This window comes from Gracilimonas tropica DSM 19535 (genome assembly GCF_000375425.1).
GTDB lineage: Bacteria > Bacteroidota > Rhodothermia > Balneolales > Balneolaceae > Gracilimonas > Gracilimonas tropica.
The window spans coordinates 521,270-541,367 of the sequence record NZ_AQXG01000002.1; the positions used below are offsets into that span (position 1 = coordinate 521,270).

Sequence of the window (20,098 nt, forward strand, 5' to 3'; positions counted from 1 at the left end):
ACTCTCCCACTCTCTCCCACAACTACCATTTTTGGCTAATTTTCCCGCACTAAAATTTACCTGTTTCACTTTTAGCTTCATTTTGGAGCTATATATATAAGATATGTTTGTGATCTTAAAAACAAGCCTCATTACTTAAAAAACCCAATTACACACACTTTACACTTTCTTATGGCAAACTCTTGACACGTAGTGGTACTTTAGGGTACATTGTGGGGTGAAGTGGGAGATAGTGGGGACTTCTATCTTTTCATGTACATTAGCAATCTAATAAACACGCAGGGATATCGTGCCAAGTTTTAAAGGACAATATGAGCATAGTATAGATGCCAAAGGCCGCGTTGCCTTCCCTGCCAAGTTACGCAAATCTTTAAGTCCTGATGCGCAGGAACGCTTCACTATCGTGCGCGGACAAGAACCTTGTCTTTATTTATATCCCGAAGATGAGTGGCAAAATGTTGAAAGGAAACTTTCTCAGATCAACAACTTCACTAAAAAAGGTCGACTTGCTAAACGAAATTTCCTGCGTTATGCCGAAGACCTGTCCCTCGACAAGCAAAACCGTATTGCTCTGCCATCAGACCTTACTGAGTATGCTGAGATAAACGGAAAAGCCGTTTTTCTTGGTATGGGAGAATACATAGAGGTATGGGATCCGGATAAACTGGCTGAGGCCGATGCCGCTCTCGATGACGATGCTTTTGAAGAGATATTTGAACAAGTAATGGGCGATGAACCGGAAATCAATGGTGACTGATATGGCTACATATATAGAGCACATTCCGGTTTTACTGCGCGAATCAGTGGACGCTTTGATCACTGACAAAGACGGAATTTATGTTGACGGCACCCTTGGTGGTGGCGGACATTCCAAAGAAATTCTTAATCAACTTGGTGAAAACGGACGGCTATACGGCATCGACCAGGATGATGAAGCGCTTGAAGCTGCTTCATCCAAAATTGGCGATGACCCTCGTTTCACCCCTATAAAAGGCAATTTTGGCTATCTGACCACTCTTCTACCTCCCCATACCCACGGTCAGATAGCCGGAATCCTTTTGGATCTTGGCGTTTCAACACACCAGATCAAAGAGCCAGAACGCGGCTTTAGTTTTCAGGAAAATGGTCCGCTGGATATGCGGATGGGGAATCTGTCAGGTGTCTCAGCTTACCAGGTGGTTAATGAATATGATTACGAAACCCTGCGTGATGTCATTTTTCATTATGGAGAAGAAAAACAAAGTAGAAAGATTGCCAGGGCTATTATAGATGCACGACCCATCGAAACCACCGGAGAACTTCGAAAAATAGTAGCATCAGTGGTAAATAGTCGATTTGAAATCAAATCTCTGGCTCGTGTTTTCCAGGGAATTCGCATTGAAGTGAACCGCGAACTGGAAATGCTGGAAAATGTACTGGAGCAGTCGCTGAAAGTGTTAAAACCCGGAGGCCGCGTTGTTGCGATCTCTTATCATTCCCTTGAAGACCGTATCGTAAAACGATTTTTTAAAGCCGGAAACTTCAAAGGCAAAGTAGAAAAAGATTTTTACGGAAACCCTATATCCCCGATCAAACCTGTGAATAAGCAGGTGATCACCCCATCTAAAGAAGAGGTTTCCAGAAATACAGCCGCCCGGAGTGCAAAACTGCGAATTTCAGAGAAAGTTCAAGGAGGCGAATCATGATGGTACAATCCCCACTTAAGAAACATGATATTCGCCCAAACCTGAGAAAAGTTGATATTCCTAATAACGGCACTTCAGGACGAAAAGGGAAAAAAGGTTCCACAAAACCTGCAGGTAATAATAAGATTGGCCTGCCAAAGGTAAAACCTTGGAAAGTGATCGTTGGGAGTCTGGTTGTAGGTATACTGGGGCTGGCCTACCTTACACATGTTTTTGCCACACAGCGTTTGCTGGAAGAAGTTCAGTCTTTGGAAGCTGAATACAATAAGACTCGTGCCCAATATGATGAACTCAAGCTGCGGTACGACCGTATGATCGGTCCGGCTGAGATCTACCGAAAAGCCGAAGAGCAAGGGTTTGTGAATGGCGGCCCTGTTGATGAAGTCATAATTATAAAGGAGTAATTGTGATGGATGAACGAACCGCTATTTTAAGCCGAATGTTTATCGTTTTGGGGCTCATTTTGCTGATACCTGCTGCTCTTGGATTTCAGCTTATCCGCATAAACTACTTTGAAGGCGATGAGTTACGGGCTCTTTGGAGTAAACAAGCCGTAGATCAAATTCCAATTCCGGCTCAGCGCGGGAACATCTACGATGCGAATGGTACATTGCTTGCTACCAATGCCGTCGATTATAAGTTGGCCTTTGATCCTAAAGTTACGGTTAACGGCAAAGCAGGCGTTCCAAATCAAGAAATTGAAAAATTAGTAACCAAACTGGGTACTATCACTTCACGTCCGGCTTCTTATTATCGGAATAAGATCCGTCAAGCTCCTTCCAGGTCTCGTTACATAGTTTTGGGAACAAACCTTTCTCCTATCATAAAAGATGAGATCAAGATGCTGGACATTCCCGGTGTTATTCTGGAGGAGAACTATCGCCGAAAATATACCTTTGGAACCCTTGCTGCCCATACCTTGGGTTTTGTAAACCATAATACCGAAGGGCGTATCGGCCTTGAAGCTTATTATAATGACGAATTAAAAGGAGAAGATGGAATTCGTCAGGTTCGGCGCGATCCGTTCAATCGTATTTTTGAATATGTAGGCGCTCCCAAAAAACTCCCCCGAAACGGATATTCACTCCATACCACCATTGACGCTTACATACAGGCTATTCTTGAAGATGAACTTCAGGCCGGAGTTGAGAAGCACATGGCTAATTATGGCACCGGTATCATCATGGATCCTAATACCGGGGCTATTAAGGCACTTGCCAACTATCCTACTTTTGACCCGAATTATCCAGGCAGTGATGAAGATGAAAACCGGAGGAATTTTGCTATTTCTGACATGATCGAACCCGGTTCTACCTTTAAACTGGTAACAGCTGTGGCTGCCGTTGAACAAGGCGTTGTGAATTTTGATGAAGTTATAGAAACTCCGGAAAATGGAGAGGAAGTGATTCATGACCTGGTGCTCCGCGATCACGACCCCCTTGGCAACCTGACCTTTCAGGAAGTGATACAAAAGTCTTCCAATATAGCTACTGCCAAGATTGCTATGCGCATGAAGCCGGACGTATTCTATCAGTACGTGCGTAACATGGGTTTTGGCACGGAAACCAACATCGACCTAAGCGGGGAAACTCAGGGAAGACTGGCCAAACCTTTTGAATGGAGTTTGGTAACCCTGCCGTGGATGTCGCATGGATACGAAATTCAAACTACTCCCCTTCAAATTGCACAGGCCTATGCCGCTTTTGCCAACAAAGGCCTCCTAATGAGACCTTACCTGGTTGAACGTATTGAAGATAAGAACGGAGAGGTGATAAAACGGCATGAACCCGTTGAGATACGAAGAATAGCCAAAGCTTCTACTTTAAAAAAACTGCTTCCTGTATTTGAAAGTGTTGTCGCAGATTCCGGAACCGGTGATCTCGCTCAGGTTGAAGGCCTCAGAATTGCCGGAAAAACCGGGACGGCCAAAAAAGTTGTAAATGGAAGATACACAAACAGATATCGGAGCTCATTTGTAGGATTTTTTCCTGTTGACGACCCAAAATATGTTTGCTTTATCCTTTTAGATGAACCAAAAACCATTGGTTATGGTGGACTTACTGCAGGACCTATTTTCAAGAATATCGCGCTTCGAATTGCAGGATTGGACAGTGACATTCAGCAGAACATGGGCTCCGAAGAAAAAGCATCTCCAATTTTGGTCAAGGCTCCTTTATTAAGAGGTCTTACCCCGGCTCAAGCTAAACAAATTTTAACTGAATTGGCGCTGGATTATGATATCGACGGAAAATCAGGTTATGTGGCAAACCAAATTCCTGAAGCCGGAACAGTACTAAAACCCGGACAAGAAATTTCTCTGACCCTTTCGGAAACTTACACCGCCACTGACAGTGCAAGTGTTAAGGAAGGCTATGCAGAGGTTCCGGATCTGGATGGTATGAACATGAGGAAAGCTCAAAATCTGCTCTTAGATCTGGGATTGAAAGCCGAATTAATAGGCTCGGGAACAGTATTTGCGCAATATCCCAAAGCAGGAGCTCATTTACGTAAAGGCTACACCGTAACGGTGAGAGGAAAAGCCAAATCACTGGAATTGATCACCAAACGAGAAGACTAAAACCCACTTGGATATTCAAAAAATCATAGAGATCTGTAATCCATTGCATGTCACTCAACAAGAGGCAGCATATGATTTAACCAATTTCGCGATCGATTCTCGTGAGGTTAGGAAAGGCTCTGTGTTTATTGCACTGCGCGGTACTCAGGTAGATGGTCACATGTTTTTAGAAGATGCCATTGAAAGAGGCGCACGCGTGGTGATTTGTGAAGAATCCTATTATACAGAGAAAGATGTATGTGTGATCGAAGTGGAAAACACACAGGTCTTGGCAGGCCCTTTGGCACAGGCTTTTGCAGGATATCCCGCTCAAAACATGAAAGTGATTGGAATCACGGGGACGAATGGAAAGACCACTACTGCAACCTTGGTATATCAGGTGTTATCAGCTTGTGGACTAAAAGTCTCGTTACTGGGAACGGTTCACAAACGAATTTTGAATGAAGAGTTGGATAGCAAACTCACTACATCAGATCCTATTGAACTGGCATCTGATATGAAGAAAATGGCGGAAGCCGGTTCAGAATATTTGGCAATGGAGGTATCTTCTCATGCCCTGGATCAACACCGAACCGAAGGTTTTAATTTTGAGGTTGCTGCATTTACGAATTTAAGTCAGGACCACCTCGATTATCATGAAACCCTGGAAGATTATGCGAAAGCTAAAAAAATGCTTTTTGACAGCCTTCCGACCAACTCTTTCGCGATCATAAACGGAGATGATCCTCAAGCCAAATTTATGGCGCAGGATTGTAAAGCTGAGGTAAGCTTCTTGAGTTTTAAAGGCGATTCTTCCCACATCCTGGAAAATTCTCCCAACGGACTTTCCCTGATCGTTGAAGGTCAGCGTATTGAAAGCCCACTTGTAGGTACTTTTAATGCATATAATATTGCGGAGACTTTCCTGATCTGCAAAAAACTTGGGTTAGATTCAAAGGAAATAGCCGATGCTCTTAAAGAAGCCAAAGGAGCTTCCGGACGCATGGAAACCGTGATGGTTAAAGGTAAAAACCTCCCGGTGGTTATTGTGGATTATGCTCACACACCTGATGCTCTATCCAATGTGCTGTCCACTCTTATTTCTGTAAAAGAAGATAATCAAACACTGACGGTTGTATTTGGTGCCGGTGGTGATCGTGATGCCGGTAAAAGGCCTAAGATGGCCAAAGCTGCCGCTGAATTTGCGGACAAGATTATCGTTACGAGCGACAATCCCCGAACGGAAAATCCTGATCTCATCATCGCAGATATTTTGGATGGATTTGAGAATCTGGACAATGTGAAAAGCATCACCGATCGCAAGAAAGCAATCCATACCGCTATTTCTGAAGCCTCTGCCAACGAAATTATTTTGATCGCCGGCAAAGGCCATGAAGATTATCAGGAAGTAAACGGCAAGCGACATCATTTTGATGACCGCGAAATTGCCCGTGAATGTCTCACTCAAAAAGCCGGAGGAAGCTGATGCTACACGAACTCTTCACCTGGCTTGATACTACTTTTGATGTTCCCGGAACCGGAGCCGTTGCTTTTATTTCAACACGAACAGCTCTTGCTGCCATCACTTCCCTGCTGATCAGCTTGTTCATTGGGCGAAAGATCATTCAATGGCTAAGCAAACTACAGCTTAAAGAAACGATTCGGGATGATATCGGGCTCGACCATCATCTTGCCAAAGGTTCTACTCCAACTATGGGTGGTGTGATCATTATTCTTTCAATTGTGATCCCAACCATATTGTGGGCGCGCATGGACAGTATTTACAGCTGGCTGATCGTATTTGTGGTATTGGCCCTGGGCATCGTGGGTTTTATTGATGATTATATCAAAGTAGTTAAAAAAGACAAGAGCGGATTGGCGGGATGGTTCAAGGTAGCCGGACAGGTTAGCGTAGGCCTTATTGTTGGAGCCACCTTGTACTATCATCCTGAATTTGAATCTTTCAACTCGCTTACCACGGTTCCATTCTTAAAGAATGTCAACATAGACTACGCCTTTTTTGGAGAGGCACTTGGCGGTGTCATCTATCTCGGAGTTGCTGTATTTGTGGTAACGGCCGTAAGTAATGCAACGAATTTAACAGACGGGCTAGACGGACTTGCAGCCGGAACTTCAGCCATCTGCGGTATTGTATTTGCCATTTTTGCCTATGTGTCTGGCCGTGTTGACTTCTCAGGATTCTTAGACATTATGTATCTGCCGGGAGCCGGTGAGCTTACTATTTTCACTGCCTCGTTGATCGGAGCCTGCATCGGTTTCTTGTGGTACAACACTAATCCCGCTTCCGTTTTCATGGGAGATACCGGGTCTCTCGCTTTAGGCGGGGCCTTTGGCACCCTGGGACTAATGCTTCATAAGGAATTATTACTTCCATTCATATGCGGAATCTTTTTTGTTGAAACACTTTCTGTCATCATTCAAACAAGCTATTTCAAATATACCAAACGGAAATACGGTGAAGGCAGACGCATCTTTTTAATGACCCCGATCCATCATCACTATGAAAAGAAAGGCTGGCCCGAACAGAAGATCGTGGTTCGGTTTTGGATCATCACAGTTTTATTAGGAATTCTAAGCTTATTAACGCTCAAAATCCGATGAAAGACGTTCAAGGCCAACATATTGTTGTGATCGGTGCTGCCCGAAGTGGCATAGCCGCTGCCCTCCTTCTGGCTAAGAAAGGAGCTGACGTTTTTGTATCTGATTACGGGCAAATCTCGGATCAAGCCAAACAAAAATTGGAACAAGCCGGTATTTCTTATGAAGAAAACGGGCATACTGATCGGACCAAATCAGCTGATTTTGTGGTTTTGAGTCCGGGCGTGCCCACAGAAGCCCCCATCATTCAATATTACCTGAATGAAGGGAAAAGCGTGTACTCTGAAATTGAAGCAGCAAGCTGGTTCACCGACCAAAAGATCTTCGCAGTAACAGGAAGCAACGGCAAAACCACGGTTGCCAACTGGCTCGATCACGTCTGGAATACCGCCGATCGGGATCATGCCCTGGCCGGGAATATCGGCGTGGCTTTTTCGGATGAGATTGATCGAAACACCGGTGATTTCCTTTTGGAAGTCAGCAGTTTTCAGCTAGATCACATCAAAGATTTTAAACCGGCGGTGAGCATGATTTTGAATATCACCCCGGACCACCTGAATCGCTACCAAGACAGCCTTGAGCTTTATGCCGCAGCGAAATTCAGGATCACGGAAAATCAGACAAAAGAAGATCGGTTCATCTTCAATTACGATGATCCGATCATTCAAAAGCATGTTGAACAGCTAAAGCAAATACAAACGGCTCCACAATTGTGGGCATTCTCCAATGAGAATGAAGTTCCACAAGGCGCCTTTGTTCGCGACGATTATATCATCTTCAAATTCAACGACAAGGAAGAACCCCTTATGCCAACAGAAGAATTAGGACTCAGAGGACGGCACAATCTCAGTAATGGACTTGCAACTGCGCTGGCTGCACGCGCCGCTGAGATCAAAAATGAAATTATCCGCGAAAGCCTGAAAACATTCACCGGCGTTGAACACCGGCTGGAGCTGGCTCGCGAAGTGGATGGCGTGAAGTACATCAACGATAGCAAGGCCACCAATGTAAATGCCGTTTGGTTTGCTTTGGATAGCTTTAATGTGCCGGTAACGCTCATACTGGGTGGCCGTGACAAAGGAAATGATTACAGCGAACTGGAAGATCAGATCCGTGAGAAAGTTCACACCATCATCGCCATAGGAGAATCAAAAGATCGTGTGGAAGCGCAGCTCGGCAAAGTGGCTCCCAATTTTGTAAAAGTGGAAACCATGGGCGGAGCCGTTCGCGCTGCGCAAAAAGTAGCCAAAAAAGGTGAAATCGTACTCTTGAGTCCGGCCTGCGCCTCTTTCGATATGTTCGACAGCTACGAGCACCGCGGTAAAATTTTCAAAGACGAAGTAAACAAATTGTAAGAACAAAACTCCAAGAGCCAAATTCCAATGATCAAAAACTGGAATTTGAAGCTTGGACCTTGAATAATTAATGATATATACCAGTCCACATAGCAATATTTCTAACATCATCGGCACTTCTGCTGAGGATATCGATACGCGCAAGCAAGGTAGTGATCGATATTTATTGATGGCCGTGGTCATACTTATGACCTTCGGGATGCTGGCGGTGTATTCATCAATTGCCTTTTTTGCTGAAACCAAGGCAACCACAGCCGGACAGTTGATCATCGGACATATGGTGAAACTTGGTATCGCCTTTTTTGTGATGCTTATCACTTCCAAGATCAACTACCATACACTGGCAAAATTTAGCCGAATTGGCATGGTGGTAAGCTTATTTTTACTCATGGCAGTGCTTGCCTTTGGAACCGAACAGTTCGGTGCCAGGCGTTGGTTAAACATCGCAGGTTTCTCCTTTCAACCATCCATGGTAGCTTCTGTAGCGCTCATATTCCATATCTGTGTGTTATTAAGTGAGAAGCAGGAGTACATCAAAGATTTCAAGAAAACATTTCTCCCCATCATGTTTTGGGTAATCCTGACTTGTGGGCTCATCGGAATTGAAGACTTTAGCAGTGCAGGAATTTTAATGATCATTTGTCTCACAGTGATGTTCATAGGTCGGGTTAGCGTAATACAACTTGGAGGCCTTATCGCTATTGGCATACTTGGCGGAACTTTGCTGATCGGACAATCCGGAAACCGCCAGGATAGGATTGAGCAATACATTACCCAAGTCAAAGATATTCCCAGTGAACATATTATCCAGGGAAGCGGATATCAGGCCCAACAGGCACACATTGCGATTGCCCGGGGAGAATTGATGGGTGTGGGAATTGGGAAAAGTGCCCAGCGCGACTTCCTCCCCGCCCCTTACAACGATTTTATTTTTGCAATCATCGCTGAAGAATACGGCCTGTTTGGAGCCATGTCTCTGATCCTGATCTTTACCCTGATCTTGATCCGCGGAGTGGTCTTCATTTCACGAAAAGCAGAAGACAACCTTGGATCTTTGCTCGCTGTTGCCTGCACTTTGATGATTGTTTTATATGGATTTGTAAATGCCGGTGTTGCAAGTGGCATCTTGCCGGTAACGGGACTTCCCATGCCCTTTGTAAGTTATGGCGGTACCAGTATGCTATTTGCCGGACTCATGGTTGGCATTCTCCTGAATATCTCGAAGCATAATCGGGAAAGGAGGCCCCTGTTCTATGGATAACCCTCGAATTTTATTGGCTGCAGGCGGCACAGGCGGACATGTATACCCTGCCATCGCCATTGCAGATGCATTGAAAGCCGAGAATCCTGAAACGGAGATCTTGTTTGTAGGAACAAAGAACCATATGGAATGGAACGCCGTCCCGAAAGCAGGATATCCGATCAAAAATGTTTGGATCAGTGGTTTCCATCGTCGGTTCACCCTAAAGAATTTTCTGTTTCCAGTGAAATTGCTAACCAGTTTATTTCAAAGCCTTAGTATTCTTTCCGCGTACAAGCCACAAGTGGTGGTTTCCTGCGGAGGATATGTTGCAGGTCCGGTGGGATGGGTAGCCGGCAAGAAAGGCATTCCCATCGTAATTCAGGAACAGAACAGTTTTCCCGGTGTTACGAACCGATTATTAGCCAAATTTGCGAACAAGATTTTTACTGCCTTCAAGGAAGCCGACCGGTTCCTGCCGAAAGAAAAAACAGAAGTCGTAGGAAACCCAACACGGGCCACTTTGACAGACGCAGATCATAAAAAAGCCCTCGCGAGTTTTGGTTTTAGTGATGATAGGCCCGTGCTTTTGGTGATGGGCGGTAGTGGTGGTGCAAAAACCATCAATGAGGCCATGAAAGCCAATATTGAGCAGCTTCATGACGAAGCCGGCTTGCAGATCATCTGGCAATGCGGCCCAAGATATTACGATGAATTGACGACAGAGATCAACGAAAAGGAATTAAAAAACCTGCGGCTTACCGCCTATCTCGACAATATGGCGGAAGCGTATGCCGCTGCCGACCTCGTGATCAGTAGAGCCGGAGCGAGTTCGTGTTCAGAATTGATGCTTACGGGCACACCAAGCATTCTTGTGCCCTCGCCTAATGTGGCGGGAGATCATCAAACCCAAAACGCAATGGCGATGGTTGATGCCGGAGCATCCAAAATACTGGAGGACAGCGCTATGAAAGAAACCATGACTGAATTGGTAGAACAATTGATCTACGATCAGGAAAACCTGAAGCGCATGAATCAGGCTGCGCTAAATCTGGCCAAACCGGATGCGGCTAAGCTTATTGCCAAAGAAATTTTAGAAATCGCAAAATCTAAGCTTTAAAGAAGTAAAAGAAGTGGAACAACGCATCGAAACACAACCCGTATTTGGCCGCACAAAACATATCCACATGGTGGGTATTGGGGGCATCGGTATGAGCGGGATGGCCGAAATTTTATTGCAGCGCGGTTATAAAGTGACCGGCTCGGATGGTGCGGAAACCGAAACAACGCGTAGGCTACAACAACTCGGAGCCACTGTTCACAAAGGACATAAAGCTGAATATATCGAAGGCGCCGATGTGGTAGTATACACCAGCGCTGTTAAAGCTGATGAAAATGTAGAGACCATAGCGGCCATCGAAAACCGTATTCCAACCATCAAGCGGGCAGAGATGCTGGCTGAACTGATGAAAATGAAGTTTGGCATCGGGGTGGCCGGAACGCATGGAAAAACGACTACGACTACCATGGTCGGACATGTAACCCAAGATGGCAATTACGATCCGACTATCATCGTAGGTGGAAAAGTTCACAGTTTTGACAAAACCAATGCGGTTGTTGGTAAAGGAGATCTTATAGTGGTAGAGGCCGATGAATTTGATCGGACCTTTCTGCGCCTCTCTCCTTCCCTGGCCATCATCACGAATATTGAAGCCGAACATCTGGATATATACGATGACCTTGAAGATGTGAAGCAGGCGTTCATTGATTACGCCAATAAGGTACCTTTTTATGGTGCAGTCATCGTTTGTCTTGATGATCCAAACGTACGGAGCATTCTTCCACAATTGGAAAAACGGGTAATTACATATGGATTAACACCTCAGGCTCAACTTCGAGCTACTGATATTCGATCTGATGCTTTTACCAGTACCTTTTCCGTAGTATATGAAGGCGAAAAATTAGGAGTTATCACTCTAAAGACTCCCGGCGAACATAATGTGAAAAATGCTTTGGCGGCAATTGCTACGGGACTGGAACTTGGCATTGATTTCAAATTGATTAAGCAAGGCCTGGAGCGCTATGAAGGAGTTTTCCGTCGCTTTCAGCTAAAGTACAGTAATGGATGCATGGTGATCGATGATTACGCCCATCACCCCACTGAAGTGCAAGCAACGCTTCAGGCAGCTCACAAAGGCTGGCCCGACCGGCGGGTTGTTGCCGTATTCCAACCGCATCTGTATTCACGCACGCAAGATCTTTACAAGGAATTTGGCCTCTCTTTCTTTGATGCGGAAATGTTGATCTGCACGGATGTCTATCCTTCCCGCGAAAAACCTATTGAAGGCGTGACCGGGAAGCTGATCGCAGACACCGCTATGCAGTACGGTCACAAGAATGTGAAATATGTAGAGAACAAGGAAGAGATCACCAAAACGCTGAAAGAAATTGCGAAGGAAGGTGACATCATTATTACGATGGGTGCCGGAGATATCTACCGTTTTGGCGAAGATTTTATAGAAGCATTGGAATCAGGAAAATTTAAACCGAAAGCAAAGTAATTGAGCAAGAAGGAATCAAATAGAAGCCTTTTACCGTGGATCACTGCCGTATTGATGGTAGCCGGGATTGCTGTACTTGCTGCCATGTACTGGAACCGGAATGTGACGGTACAGGACCTTAAAGTGAATGCACTGAATTACACCGAATATGAAATGGTGAAGCAGACGGCTGCAGTTCCAATGGGCATCAAGCCGGATAGCTTGGATCTGACCGAAGTAATTCAGCGGGTTGAAAAGCTTGATTATGTGCGTTCTGCGAAACCGTATATCGAGCCAAATGGCACATTGCGGTTGACTATTGCTGAGCGGCAACCCATCGCCTTATTGATCAATGGTTCAGATAGAATTTATGTGGATGCGGAAGGAGTGAAACTTCCGATCCTTGAAGGAAAAACACAGGATGTCCCGCTGCTTTACGGCTATCGAACCAGCCAAAGAGACACACTGAAAAGTGAATCCTTTATGCAAGTACGAGATTTTTTGATGAGAGCCAAGATCGATGGCTTTGGATGGAGCACCATCAGTGAAGTGGCCTTTGATGAAACCGACGGGGTTGTGGCACTAAGTCACGAGAACGGGGTGAAATTGATTTTTGGTCGTAACAACTTTGAAACCAAGCTGGAGAACTGGAAAGCATTTTATGGTCAGATCGTAAAGACCAAAGGAATTGACCAGATGCGCCAGGTTGACCTCCGGTTTACAAACCAGGTGGTGACCCGTGAAATTTGACTTCAGCAACATATCATTTAAAGACGTCATGGGATTTTCCGGGTTTAAAGAAAATTCCATTGGTTCCGACGCGGAGCGTACGGAACCAGAGATAAGGTCATTGGATCATGACAGCAGAAATGATGCTGAAAAATATGTGGACACCCTCTTGAATTCTTCCTCTAAAGACATTCAGAAGAAGGATTCCATCACCGATTTTTATTCCGATTTGGCATCGCCATCAGCAAAAGAAAAAAAGAACATTAGCAATCAACAAAACACAGCGGATCGTCATGGAAGAACATGAAAACATAATGGTAGGTCTCGATATCGGGACCACAAAAATTTGTGCAATCGTAGCTTCAATCGATGAACAGGAACGTATTAACATTCTGGGCGTGGGTAAAGCACAAAGTGATGGGCTGAACCGTGGCGTAGTCGTAAATATCGACAAGACGGTGAATGCCATCAAAGATGCCATCGCCCAGGCCGAACTCGCTTCAGGTATTCAGGTGAATTCCGTAAACGTGGGTATTGCCGGCGATCATATCCGCAGTATGCGCAGTAAAGGTGTGATCACCATCAATAACAAAGACAATGAAATTACGACCAAAGATGTGGAGCGCCTGCTTGAGGATTGCCAGCGTATCATGCTCCCTACCGATCAGCAAATTCTGCACGTGATCCCGCAGGAGTTTGTAGTTGACGGTCAGGATGGCATTAGCGATCCCGTTGGTATGAGTGGCATGCGCATGGAAGCCGAAGTTCACATTATCACCGGTCTTGTTTCTGCAGCCAAGAACATTTATCGCTGCGTGGAACGCGCGGGATATCAGGTAGCAGATATCATCCTTGAACCGCTGGCTTCCTCCTACTCCGTGTTGGATGAAGAGGAGAAAGAAGCCGGTGTGGTGTTGGTTGATATCGGTGGCGGAACGACCGATATGGCCATCTTCCAGGATAATACGATCCGACATACGGCGGTCATTGCCATTGCAGGACAGAAAGTAACCGACGACATCCGTCTCGGACTCAGCGTATTGGACGACCAGGCAGAGACCCTTAAACGAAAACATGGCGAAAGCTATGCCGATATGATCGAAGAGGACGAAGTGATCACCGTACCCGGAATTGCCGGACGCCCTCCCAAAGAAATCACCAAAAGCATTTTAGCTAAGATCGTGCAAGCCCGAATGGAAGAGATCCTTGAGATCGTGGGCATTGAGATCAAGCGTAGCGGTTATGCAGATTCAATGAGCGCCGGTGTAGTTATCACGGGTGGTGGTTCATTGATCAAGAATATTTGTCCGCTAGCAAACGAAATTTTAGGACTGGATGCCAAAGTGGGAATTCCGCTGGGCATTACAGGTGGACTGAAGGAAGAAGTGAACAGCCCGATCTACGCTACCGGTGTGGGTCTGGTGATGCATGCTCTTCGATCAGGAACTGCAAACAACCAAACGATGATGCCATCATCGTCCAAAGGAACCAACGTGGAGCAAGTGATGCAAAAGATCACCGACCGTATGAAGAGTTGGTTCAAAGAACTTTAGACAGTGATCAGTTTTTCAGTGATCAATGAACAGATATGAATATTGAAGAAATTGGTATTGAGCAAAAGCATCCTTCAAGCGTCGGTGAGACCTTGAAGCGTTGCGCTGTTGCATTTACAACCGTAAACGCTGCTAGGTCTTTAAGGACGCTCGCAGGTTTACTTGATCCAATTTCAAAGAACTTTAGTAATAAAACAGCAATCAAGAAGAATGAAGTGAATTCGGTTTTTCGGATCTCATTTCATAGCAATCATCTACAAATAACAATCCAGTAAAGAAAACAACACAACTCAAAGGAGTTATATCATGGCTAACAATTCACGTTTCTTTTTCGACGAACAGAGCCAAGAAAACGCCAAGATCAAAGTGATCGGCGTAGGCGGCGGTGGCGGTAACGCCATTAACAATATGATCAACATGGGCCTCGACAGTGTGGAATACATTGCGTTGAACACGGATGCACAGGCCCTTAAAAACAGTATGGCGGATATCAAGATCCAGGTGGGTTCAGCCCTTACCAACGGTCTTGGCGCCGGAGCACGACCTGAGATCGGTCGTGAAGCGGTGGAAGAAAATCGCCACGAAATTGAAGAATCTATCGAAAGTGCCGACATGGTTTTTGTGACGGCCGGCATGGGCGGTGGAACCGGAACCGGAGGAGCTCCTGTGGTAGCCGGAATTGCCAAACGACGCGGTATTCTGACCGTGGGTATCATTACTACCCCCTTCGAATGCGAAGGCAAGGTTCGTAAAAAATATGCCCTGGAAGGCATCACCGAACTAAAGAAAAATTGCGATACCGTAATCGTCATTCCAAACGAACGACTGCTCGATATCGCCGATGAGAATACTTCCCTGATGGAAGCATTCGCGATGGCGAACGAAGTCCTTTATAATGCCACGCGCGGTATCAGTGACCTGATTCTCATGCCCGGACTTATCAACCTTGACTTTGCGGATGTTCGAACAACCATGAGCGATGGTGGAGCAGCCATTATGGGTTCTGCAACGGCCGATGGTCAGGATCGTGCCGAAAAAGCAGCCCGCGCGGCCATCAACTCTCCACTGCTGGACGGAGTGAGTATCCGCGGAGCCCGCAATGTGCTGGTGAATATCTCAGCCGGTTCCAATCTTGGAATGCGCGAGACTACCACAGCTACGAATATCATCCACGATGAAGCAGGTGAAAATGCAGAGATCATACTCGGTACCGTATTGGATGAAGAGTTTGGAGATCAAATTCGCGTAACCGTAATAGCTACCGGATTCGATCTTGCCGAAGAACGCAACTCTGCGAAAGTATCAGGTAAGAGTGAAGGTTCGCTTAACAAAGCGGCTGAGAATGCCCAGGCAAATATGCAGTCATCCGGCAAACAAACGGATGTTCCAAAAAGATTTGCCCGCACTACCGGCGATTACTACAAAGGCGAAAACAACCTCAAAAAGCTGGATACTCCATCCTACCTTCGACGTGACCTGAACGTACGGAAGTCTGAAGAGAACATCGAAGTCCCGGAAGAGGAAGAGCAGCGTAAAGAAGCGCAGGATAACATCGCTCCTTTCCAAAGCCGAACTGAGCGAATTCGCAAAGACGATACCGATCAGCCTGCTTTCTTACGAAAAATCATGGACTGATTGAATTGCGGGGATATCGATCTGAATAAGATAGCCATGGGATTGGTATCTCCGTGAACCCCGATTTTACTGGATTATAGCTTCATTTAAGCTATAGATTGCTAACAACAGAAGAAGTCTCCTGACCGGGGCTTCTTCTTTTTTGTTGGTGATTTTGTGGACGTTGGCTGGTCAGCTTGTCTGTGAACCTCACTTTACTATCTGCTTTAATGCTTCTCCCCAACGGTTCCAATTCATTTGGTTCTGATATCTTTGATAGGCTTTTTCTGCTAATGCCTCATATTTTTTCTTATCAAACCAACTATAAGCTATCCAATCCGCTACATTTTTCGGGCTATCTTTTGGTTTGATGATGAATCCGGTTTGGTCATGTATTACAGCTTCAGGAACGCCACCTGTTTCAGTTCCAATGGCAGGCAAACCAAAACTCGCCGCTTCAATAAACGACATGCCTACACATTCCGCCTTGGTGGGCATAATAAAAAACGAGGCTTCTCTGTATAACCGAAATAATTCTTCCTGCTCTTTTGGGACAGATTTATCCAAGAAACCTACGATCTTCACTTGTTCAGGTTTGTCGGGGATCTCCGGTTTGCAGCCCAATATCCACAACTCGGAAGGGATTTCTTTTTTTTGAAGTTCTCTGAAGACTTGAACAGCGAATGGTCCGCCCTTTTCTTCCCATCGAACTCCCACAAAAATAAGTTTAATGATAGTATTAGATGTCATTCGTGCAGACTGTACTTCCTCAAATTCATCTGCAGTCAGTGTCCGTTCAAGATTGGCCCCATAAGGAACCACCTCAATTTTCCGAGCAGGAATTCCATATTCCTTCATTGCAGAATCTGCCAGCCATTGCAATGGGAAGATCAGCTTTGTGGCCTTTTCAAAAGCTTTTTGCTCTAAATATCTCGCATTTTTGATACTCTTTGGATGAAGATTTGAATGGCTTTTGTAAAGATCATGCAAAAGGGGAAAAGTTGCATCAGATGTCAAATATACTGGTTTTTCAGTTTTGAGATACGCAGTTTCCGGCGACATCAACGATGCAAAAATCACGTCAGGATTGGTCTCTATTATTTTTTTATCAATAGCTGCGGCCATTCTTTTAGCAAGCCCCCTGTCGTACTGATATTTATAGGTCTTGCCTGAGATCAATGACCGCACTTTGCCGGTTAATTTTGGAACAAACTTATATGCTGAATCTACCGGCCCAAGCGGGATGACTTCATCAAATGCACGTTGTAGTGAACGATACATATAATAATGCGTACCGGAATAGGCCTTTTTATTCTCTGGATCTTGTTTGGTTAGATATCCGATCTTCATATCCCAAAAATATGGAATCTTAAATAAACTCAAAGAAAACTGTTCATTGGAGATACTAATCTTCAAGAAATTATTTGGGAATGAGAAATGGATTTTTGATGAATCGAACGGAAGCTCAACCCGATTTTATAGATTTTTCAAACCACATCTTTTTAAAATAATTCTCGTACGTATTTCTTCACAATTTTGCACTACCTTCAATTCCATTTTTAAATAACCCTTTTGAATGAAAACGTACTTTTTTATTCTTTCCGCCTTGTTTTTTTTGGTGATTTCAACACAAGCCCAAACAACAGATACGCTTTACGCCACACTTGATATGACCGAACCCATTGAAGCCGGATGGCTCAATCCTGATGAAGAACTTGTGGGACTTCGGGGAGATCAATCACCCTTGGGTTGGGGCCTAACTTTTGAGGCCTCTGATGAGAATGGAGATGGTATATACAAAGTCGGGATTCCTTTTTCTTTTGAATCGGACAGCCTGATCGTCTCCCTCAAAATAAAAGTAGATGGAACCAATAACCCCGATGACGGCTGGCAAAAAGGGCGAAATCACACCGTTGTGATTCACAAAAACAGGCATAATGAATTTAACCTGAGCTGGACAGATGAGGCTCCTGCTCCTCCATCAACTATTACAGGAAATGTGGAAATCATTCGCGATTTTCCGAGCAAGAACCTGGTGAATCGAGACCTATACATTTACCTTCCTCCAGGTTATGAAGAAAGTGAACGCCGATATCCGGTGTTGTACATGCACGATGGACAGAATTTGTTCGACGCCTCCGCTGCCGGACAAGAATGGCAAGCCGATGAAGCCGCTCAAGCTCTCATTGAAGCCGGTGAGATAGAGCCGATCATTATTGTGGGCGTTGCAAGTACGGCCGATCGTTTTGATGAATACACGCCTACGCGCCAACACTGGCAGCATGAATTGAACCGGGTTGACCCGCCTTTTAATACAGGAAACCTGTCCGGCTATACCGGAACCTTTATAACTTCTGAAAATGACACGCTTCGGTTTTCAGCTTCAAACGATACCCTTTTTACCTGGATTCCCGGTGGAACTGAATGGCAGCATCTGATCAAAAAATCCGACTCGGTGTATTTTCAACCCCGTGCTAACATTCATTTCCGTTTTGATGGAGCCCCGGAATCGCCCGTTGACCGCATTTTAGCTTATAAACCGCCGGCAGGTGGAAAAGGAGATGTTTACGGTGATTTTCTGCTGAATGAAGTAAAACCTTTTATTGATGAGAATCTCAAAACCCTTCCGGGAAGGGAAAATACAGCTTTGGGAGGCTCCTCTCTTGGCGGATTGATAACGATACATCTTGGGCTTGAACATCCCAATAAATTTAGCCAACTGCTGGTGGTTTCTCCCTCTGTTTGGTGGGATAATCGCTGGATTTTAGGGCAGTTAAACCAACTTGTGGAACCTACCGGCCAAAAGATCTGGATTGACATTGGAACTGCTGAAGGCGATCAGGCCGTGCAAGACACTCGAGCCCTGCGTGATGCACTGCTTCAAAAAGGATGGGCTGACACTGATCTTCATTATATTGAAGCTCAAAATGCTCCTCACAATGAACGAGCATGGGCCGAACGAATGCCTGACATGCTTAAATTCTTATATAACACTGATAGACCCTGAATAATAAAACCTACTTATCAATGACAGATAATGAGTCCTGACCGGTTTGGAGATCTTTCAGGGAATCAATATGAGCCTGAATATAATCCCTTTCAGCTTCCAGGCGTCGTATCACCTCGTCTATCCTGATCAACTGTTGCTCTATCTGCTGTTGATAATACGTATGAGAGCTTAAAAATTGTGCTTCAGTGACATCATATCGCTGATAGATCAATTGCTTTAAGGAATCTGCATTTACGCTGTCAGGTTCCACATTCCGCCAGGTTTTGATATGCTGCATGTCGATCAAAAGATCTACATAATAATCTTCCGGGATCAGGTCTTTTGGAGGTTCAGGGCGTTCGGGGCCCATGCAGGAAAACATGGATCCTGAAAAGAACAACAATATTATCAGGTAAAATTTAGATCTGAGCATACGAAGCAACATAAGCGAAACAATGATCAAGTAGGATCTTTGGGATTAAGCGGACGCATGGTGATCTCATTGATCAGGAAATTATCATCCGTTTCAAGCAGAAACTTCACGGTGCTCGAAATATCTGTGGTTTTCATCATATTCGGGTGATTTTCGATGCCCTCGATCTTATCAAAGAGATCTGTGTTGATAGAACCGGGAAATACACAAGTTACCTTAATACCATCGTACCTTAGCTCCTTGAAGAGTGCTTCGCTAAATCCGCGAACTGCAAATTTGCTGGCATTATAACCCGAGATGGATGGGTTCCCCAGAAGTCCGGCAATAGAAGCTATGTTGATAATGTGGCATACATTCTCATTATTTTTCATCAGTGGAACAATGAGCCTGGTTAAATAAAATACTCCATTCAGGTTTACATTGATCATATTATGCCACTCCTCCATCGAAAGATCTTCGACCTTGTCAGAGTACATCACCCCGGCATTATTGATAAGGATATCAGGCTGATGCTTTCTGCTGAAGGTATCATCTACCCATTGTTCCAGCTTTTCTGAATTAGTGATATCCATCACAACGGGATGAAAAGAGTCGCCCAATTCGGAGTGCAGTTTTTTGAGTTTATCTTTGCTGCGGGCTAATCCATAAACTTTGGTTCCGTTTTGCACCAGCATTCTGCTAAACTCAGCCCCAATGCCTTTACTGGCTCCGGTGACAATGGCAATTTTTGACTCAAGATTCATTATAAAAATGGTATTTTATTTAATAATTCCGTTCTTAAAAG

General features: G+C 44.9%; 19 protein-coding genes. 16 read left to right on the forward strand and 3 right to left on the reverse strand.

Annotated features, from left to right (window positions below; all coding sequences use genetic code 11):
• The first annotated feature begins 289 nt into the window (after nt 1–289).
• From mraZ to ftsZ, 15 genes are all read left to right on the forward strand, one after another.
• Nucleotides 290–757, forward strand: coding sequence for a division/cell wall cluster transcriptional repressor MraZ (mraZ, locus tag B151_RS0105950; protein ID WP_020402696.1), 468 nt, complete (start codon nt 290–292; stop codon nt 755–757).
• A gap of 1 nt (nt 758) precedes the next feature.
• Nucleotides 759–1,685: a 16S rRNA (cytosine(1402)-N(4))-methyltransferase RsmH gene (rsmH, locus tag B151_RS0105955; protein ID WP_211207827.1), complete on the forward strand. Its 927-nt coding sequence runs from the start codon at nt 759–761 to the stop codon at nt 1,683–1,685.
• Nucleotides 1,682–2,089, forward strand: coding sequence for a hypothetical protein (locus B151_RS0105960; protein ID WP_020402698.1), 408 nt, complete (start codon nt 1,682–1,684; stop codon nt 2,087–2,089). The genes rsmH and B151_RS0105960 overlap by 4 nt, the downstream gene beginning before the upstream one ends.
• Nucleotides 2,090–2,094: 5 nt before the next feature.
• Complete coding sequence (locus B151_RS0105965; protein WP_020402699.1) at nt 2,095–4,263, forward strand: peptidoglycan D,D-transpeptidase FtsI family protein; 2,169 nt, start codon at nt 2,095–2,097, stop codon at nt 4,261–4,263.
• A gap of 7 nt (nt 4,264–4,270) precedes the next feature.
• Nucleotides 4,271–5,728, forward strand: a complete 1,458-nt coding sequence (locus B151_RS0105970; RefSeq protein ID WP_020402700.1) for a UDP-N-acetylmuramoyl-L-alanyl-D-glutamate--2,6-diaminopimelate ligase — start codon at nt 4,271–4,273, stop codon at nt 5,726–5,728.
• Entirely contained in the window at nt 5,728–6,864 is a 1,137-nt protein-coding gene (mraY, locus tag B151_RS0105975; RefSeq protein WP_020402701.1) for a phospho-N-acetylmuramoyl-pentapeptide-transferase, read from the forward strand. Before B151_RS0105970 ends, mraY begins: the two co-directional genes overlap by 1 nt.
• Entirely contained in the window at nt 6,861–8,216 is a 1,356-nt protein-coding gene (murD, locus tag B151_RS0105980; RefSeq protein ID WP_020402702.1) for a UDP-N-acetylmuramoyl-L-alanine--D-glutamate ligase, read from the forward strand. Before mraY ends, murD begins: the two co-directional genes overlap by 4 nt.
• Nucleotides 8,217–8,286: 70 nt before the next feature.
• Nucleotides 8,287–9,477, forward strand: coding sequence for an FtsW/RodA/SpoVE family cell cycle protein (locus B151_RS0105985; protein WP_020402703.1), 1,191 nt, complete (start codon nt 8,287–8,289; stop codon nt 9,475–9,477).
• Nucleotides 9,470–10,576 carry an undecaprenyldiphospho-muramoylpentapeptide beta-N-acetylglucosaminyltransferase gene (gene murG, locus B151_RS0105990; protein ID WP_020402704.1) on the forward strand — a complete coding sequence of 369 codons (1,107 nt, stop codon included), beginning with the start codon at nt 9,470–9,472 and terminating at the stop codon, nt 10,574–10,576. Before B151_RS0105985 ends, murG begins: the two co-directional genes overlap by 8 nt.
• 67 nt (nt 10,577–10,643) lie before the next feature.
• Entirely contained in the window at nt 10,644–12,017 is a 1,374-nt protein-coding gene (murC, locus tag B151_RS0105995; protein WP_020402705.1) for a UDP-N-acetylmuramate--L-alanine ligase, read from the forward strand.
• Entirely contained in the window at nt 12,018–12,746 is a 729-nt protein-coding gene (locus B151_RS0106000; protein ID WP_020402706.1) for a cell division protein FtsQ/DivIB, read from the forward strand.
• Nucleotides 12,736–13,032: a hypothetical protein gene (locus tag B151_RS0106005; RefSeq protein ID WP_020402707.1), complete on the forward strand. Its 297-nt coding sequence runs from the start codon at nt 12,736–12,738 to the stop codon at nt 13,030–13,032. Before B151_RS0106000 ends, B151_RS0106005 begins: the two co-directional genes overlap by 11 nt.
• Nucleotides 13,019–14,278, forward strand: a complete 1,260-nt coding sequence (gene ftsA / locus B151_RS0106010; RefSeq protein ID WP_020402708.1) for a cell division protein FtsA — start codon at nt 13,019–13,021, stop codon at nt 14,276–14,278. Before B151_RS0106005 ends, ftsA begins: the two co-directional genes overlap by 14 nt.
• A 35-nt stretch (nt 14,279–14,313) precedes the next feature.
• Nucleotides 14,314–14,553, forward strand: coding sequence for a hypothetical protein (locus tag B151_RS0106015; RefSeq protein WP_020402709.1), 240 nt, complete (start codon nt 14,314–14,316; stop codon nt 14,551–14,553).
• 31 nt (nt 14,554–14,584) lie between these two features.
• The gene (ftsZ, locus tag B151_RS0106020) at nt 14,585–15,913 is read left to right on the forward strand and encodes a cell division protein FtsZ (RefSeq protein ID WP_020402710.1); all 1,329 of its coding nucleotides are present in this window, start codon (nt 14,585–14,587) and stop codon (nt 15,911–15,913) included.
• Between the two features lie 189 nt (nt 15,914–16,102).
• Here ftsZ and B151_RS0106025 read toward each other — a convergent pair whose 3' ends face one another.
• Nucleotides 16,103–17,275 carry a glycosyltransferase family 4 protein gene (locus B151_RS0106025; protein WP_157470700.1) on the reverse strand — a complete coding sequence of 391 codons (1,173 nt, stop codon included), beginning with the start codon at nt 17,273–17,275 and terminating at the stop codon, nt 16,103–16,105.
• Nucleotides 17,276–17,468: 193 nt separating this feature from the next.
• Here B151_RS0106025 and B151_RS20160 point away from each other — a divergent pair, with 193 nt between their 5' ends.
• Nucleotides 17,469–18,899, forward strand: coding sequence for an alpha/beta hydrolase (locus B151_RS20160; protein ID WP_020402712.1), 1,431 nt, complete (start codon nt 17,469–17,471; stop codon nt 18,897–18,899).
• 10 nt (nt 18,900–18,909) lie between these two features.
• Here the strand turns inward: B151_RS20160 and B151_RS0106040 are convergent, their stop codons facing one another.
• Nucleotides 18,910–19,314, reverse strand: a complete 405-nt coding sequence (locus B151_RS0106040) for a DUF4296 domain-containing protein (protein WP_169332193.1) — start codon at nt 19,312–19,314, stop codon at nt 18,910–18,912.
• Between the two features lie 26 nt (nt 19,315–19,340).
• Nucleotides 19,341–20,057: an SDR family oxidoreductase gene (locus B151_RS0106045; RefSeq protein ID WP_020402714.1), complete on the reverse strand. Its 717-nt coding sequence runs from the start codon at nt 20,055–20,057 to the stop codon at nt 19,341–19,343.
• Nucleotides 20,058–20,098: the final 41 nt, after the last annotated feature.

Bases quoted from the DNA above. Each gene is read 5' to 3' on its own strand.
- rsmH (WP_211207827.1), top strand. From the start codon at position 759: ATGGCTACATATATAGAGCACATTCCGGTTTTACTGCGCGAATCAGTG.
- B151_RS0105960 (WP_020402698.1), top strand. From the start codon at position 1,682: ATGATGGTACAATCCCCACTTAAGAAACATGATATTCGCCCAAACCTG.
- B151_RS0105965 (WP_020402699.1), top strand. From the start codon at position 2,095: ATGGATGAACGAACCGCTATTTTAAGCCGAATGTTTATCGTTTTGGGG.
- mraY (WP_020402701.1), top strand. From the start codon at position 5,728: ATGCTACACGAACTCTTCACCTGGCTTGATACTACTTTTGATGTTCCC.
- murD (WP_020402702.1), top strand. From the start codon at position 6,861: ATGAAAGACGTTCAAGGCCAACATATTGTTGTGATCGGTGCTGCCCGA.
- B151_RS0105985 (WP_020402703.1), top strand. From the start codon at position 8,287: ATGATATATACCAGTCCACATAGCAATATTTCTAACATCATCGGCACT.
- murG (WP_020402704.1), top strand. From the start codon at position 9,470: ATGGATAACCCTCGAATTTTATTGGCTGCAGGCGGCACAGGCGGACAT.
- murC (WP_020402705.1), top strand. From the start codon at position 10,644: ATGGTGGGTATTGGGGGCATCGGTATGAGCGGGATGGCCGAAATTTTA.
- ftsA (WP_020402708.1), top strand. From the start codon at position 13,019: ATGGAAGAACATGAAAACATAATGGTAGGTCTCGATATCGGGACCACA.
- B151_RS0106015 (WP_020402709.1), top strand. From the start codon at position 14,314: ATGAATATTGAAGAAATTGGTATTGAGCAAAAGCATCCTTCAAGCGTC.
- ftsZ (WP_020402710.1), top strand. From the start codon at position 14,585: ATGGCTAACAATTCACGTTTCTTTTTCGACGAACAGAGCCAAGAAAAC.
- B151_RS20160 (WP_020402712.1), top strand. From the start codon at position 17,469: ATGAAAACGTACTTTTTTATTCTTTCCGCCTTGTTTTTTTTGGTGATT.
- B151_RS0106040 (WP_169332193.1), bottom strand. From the start codon at position 19,314: ATGCTCAGATCTAAATTTTACCTGATAATATTGTTGTTCTTTTCAGGA.
- B151_RS0106045 (WP_020402714.1), bottom strand. From the start codon at position 20,057: ATGAATCTTGAGTCAAAAATTGCCATTGTCACCGGAGCCAGTAAAGGC.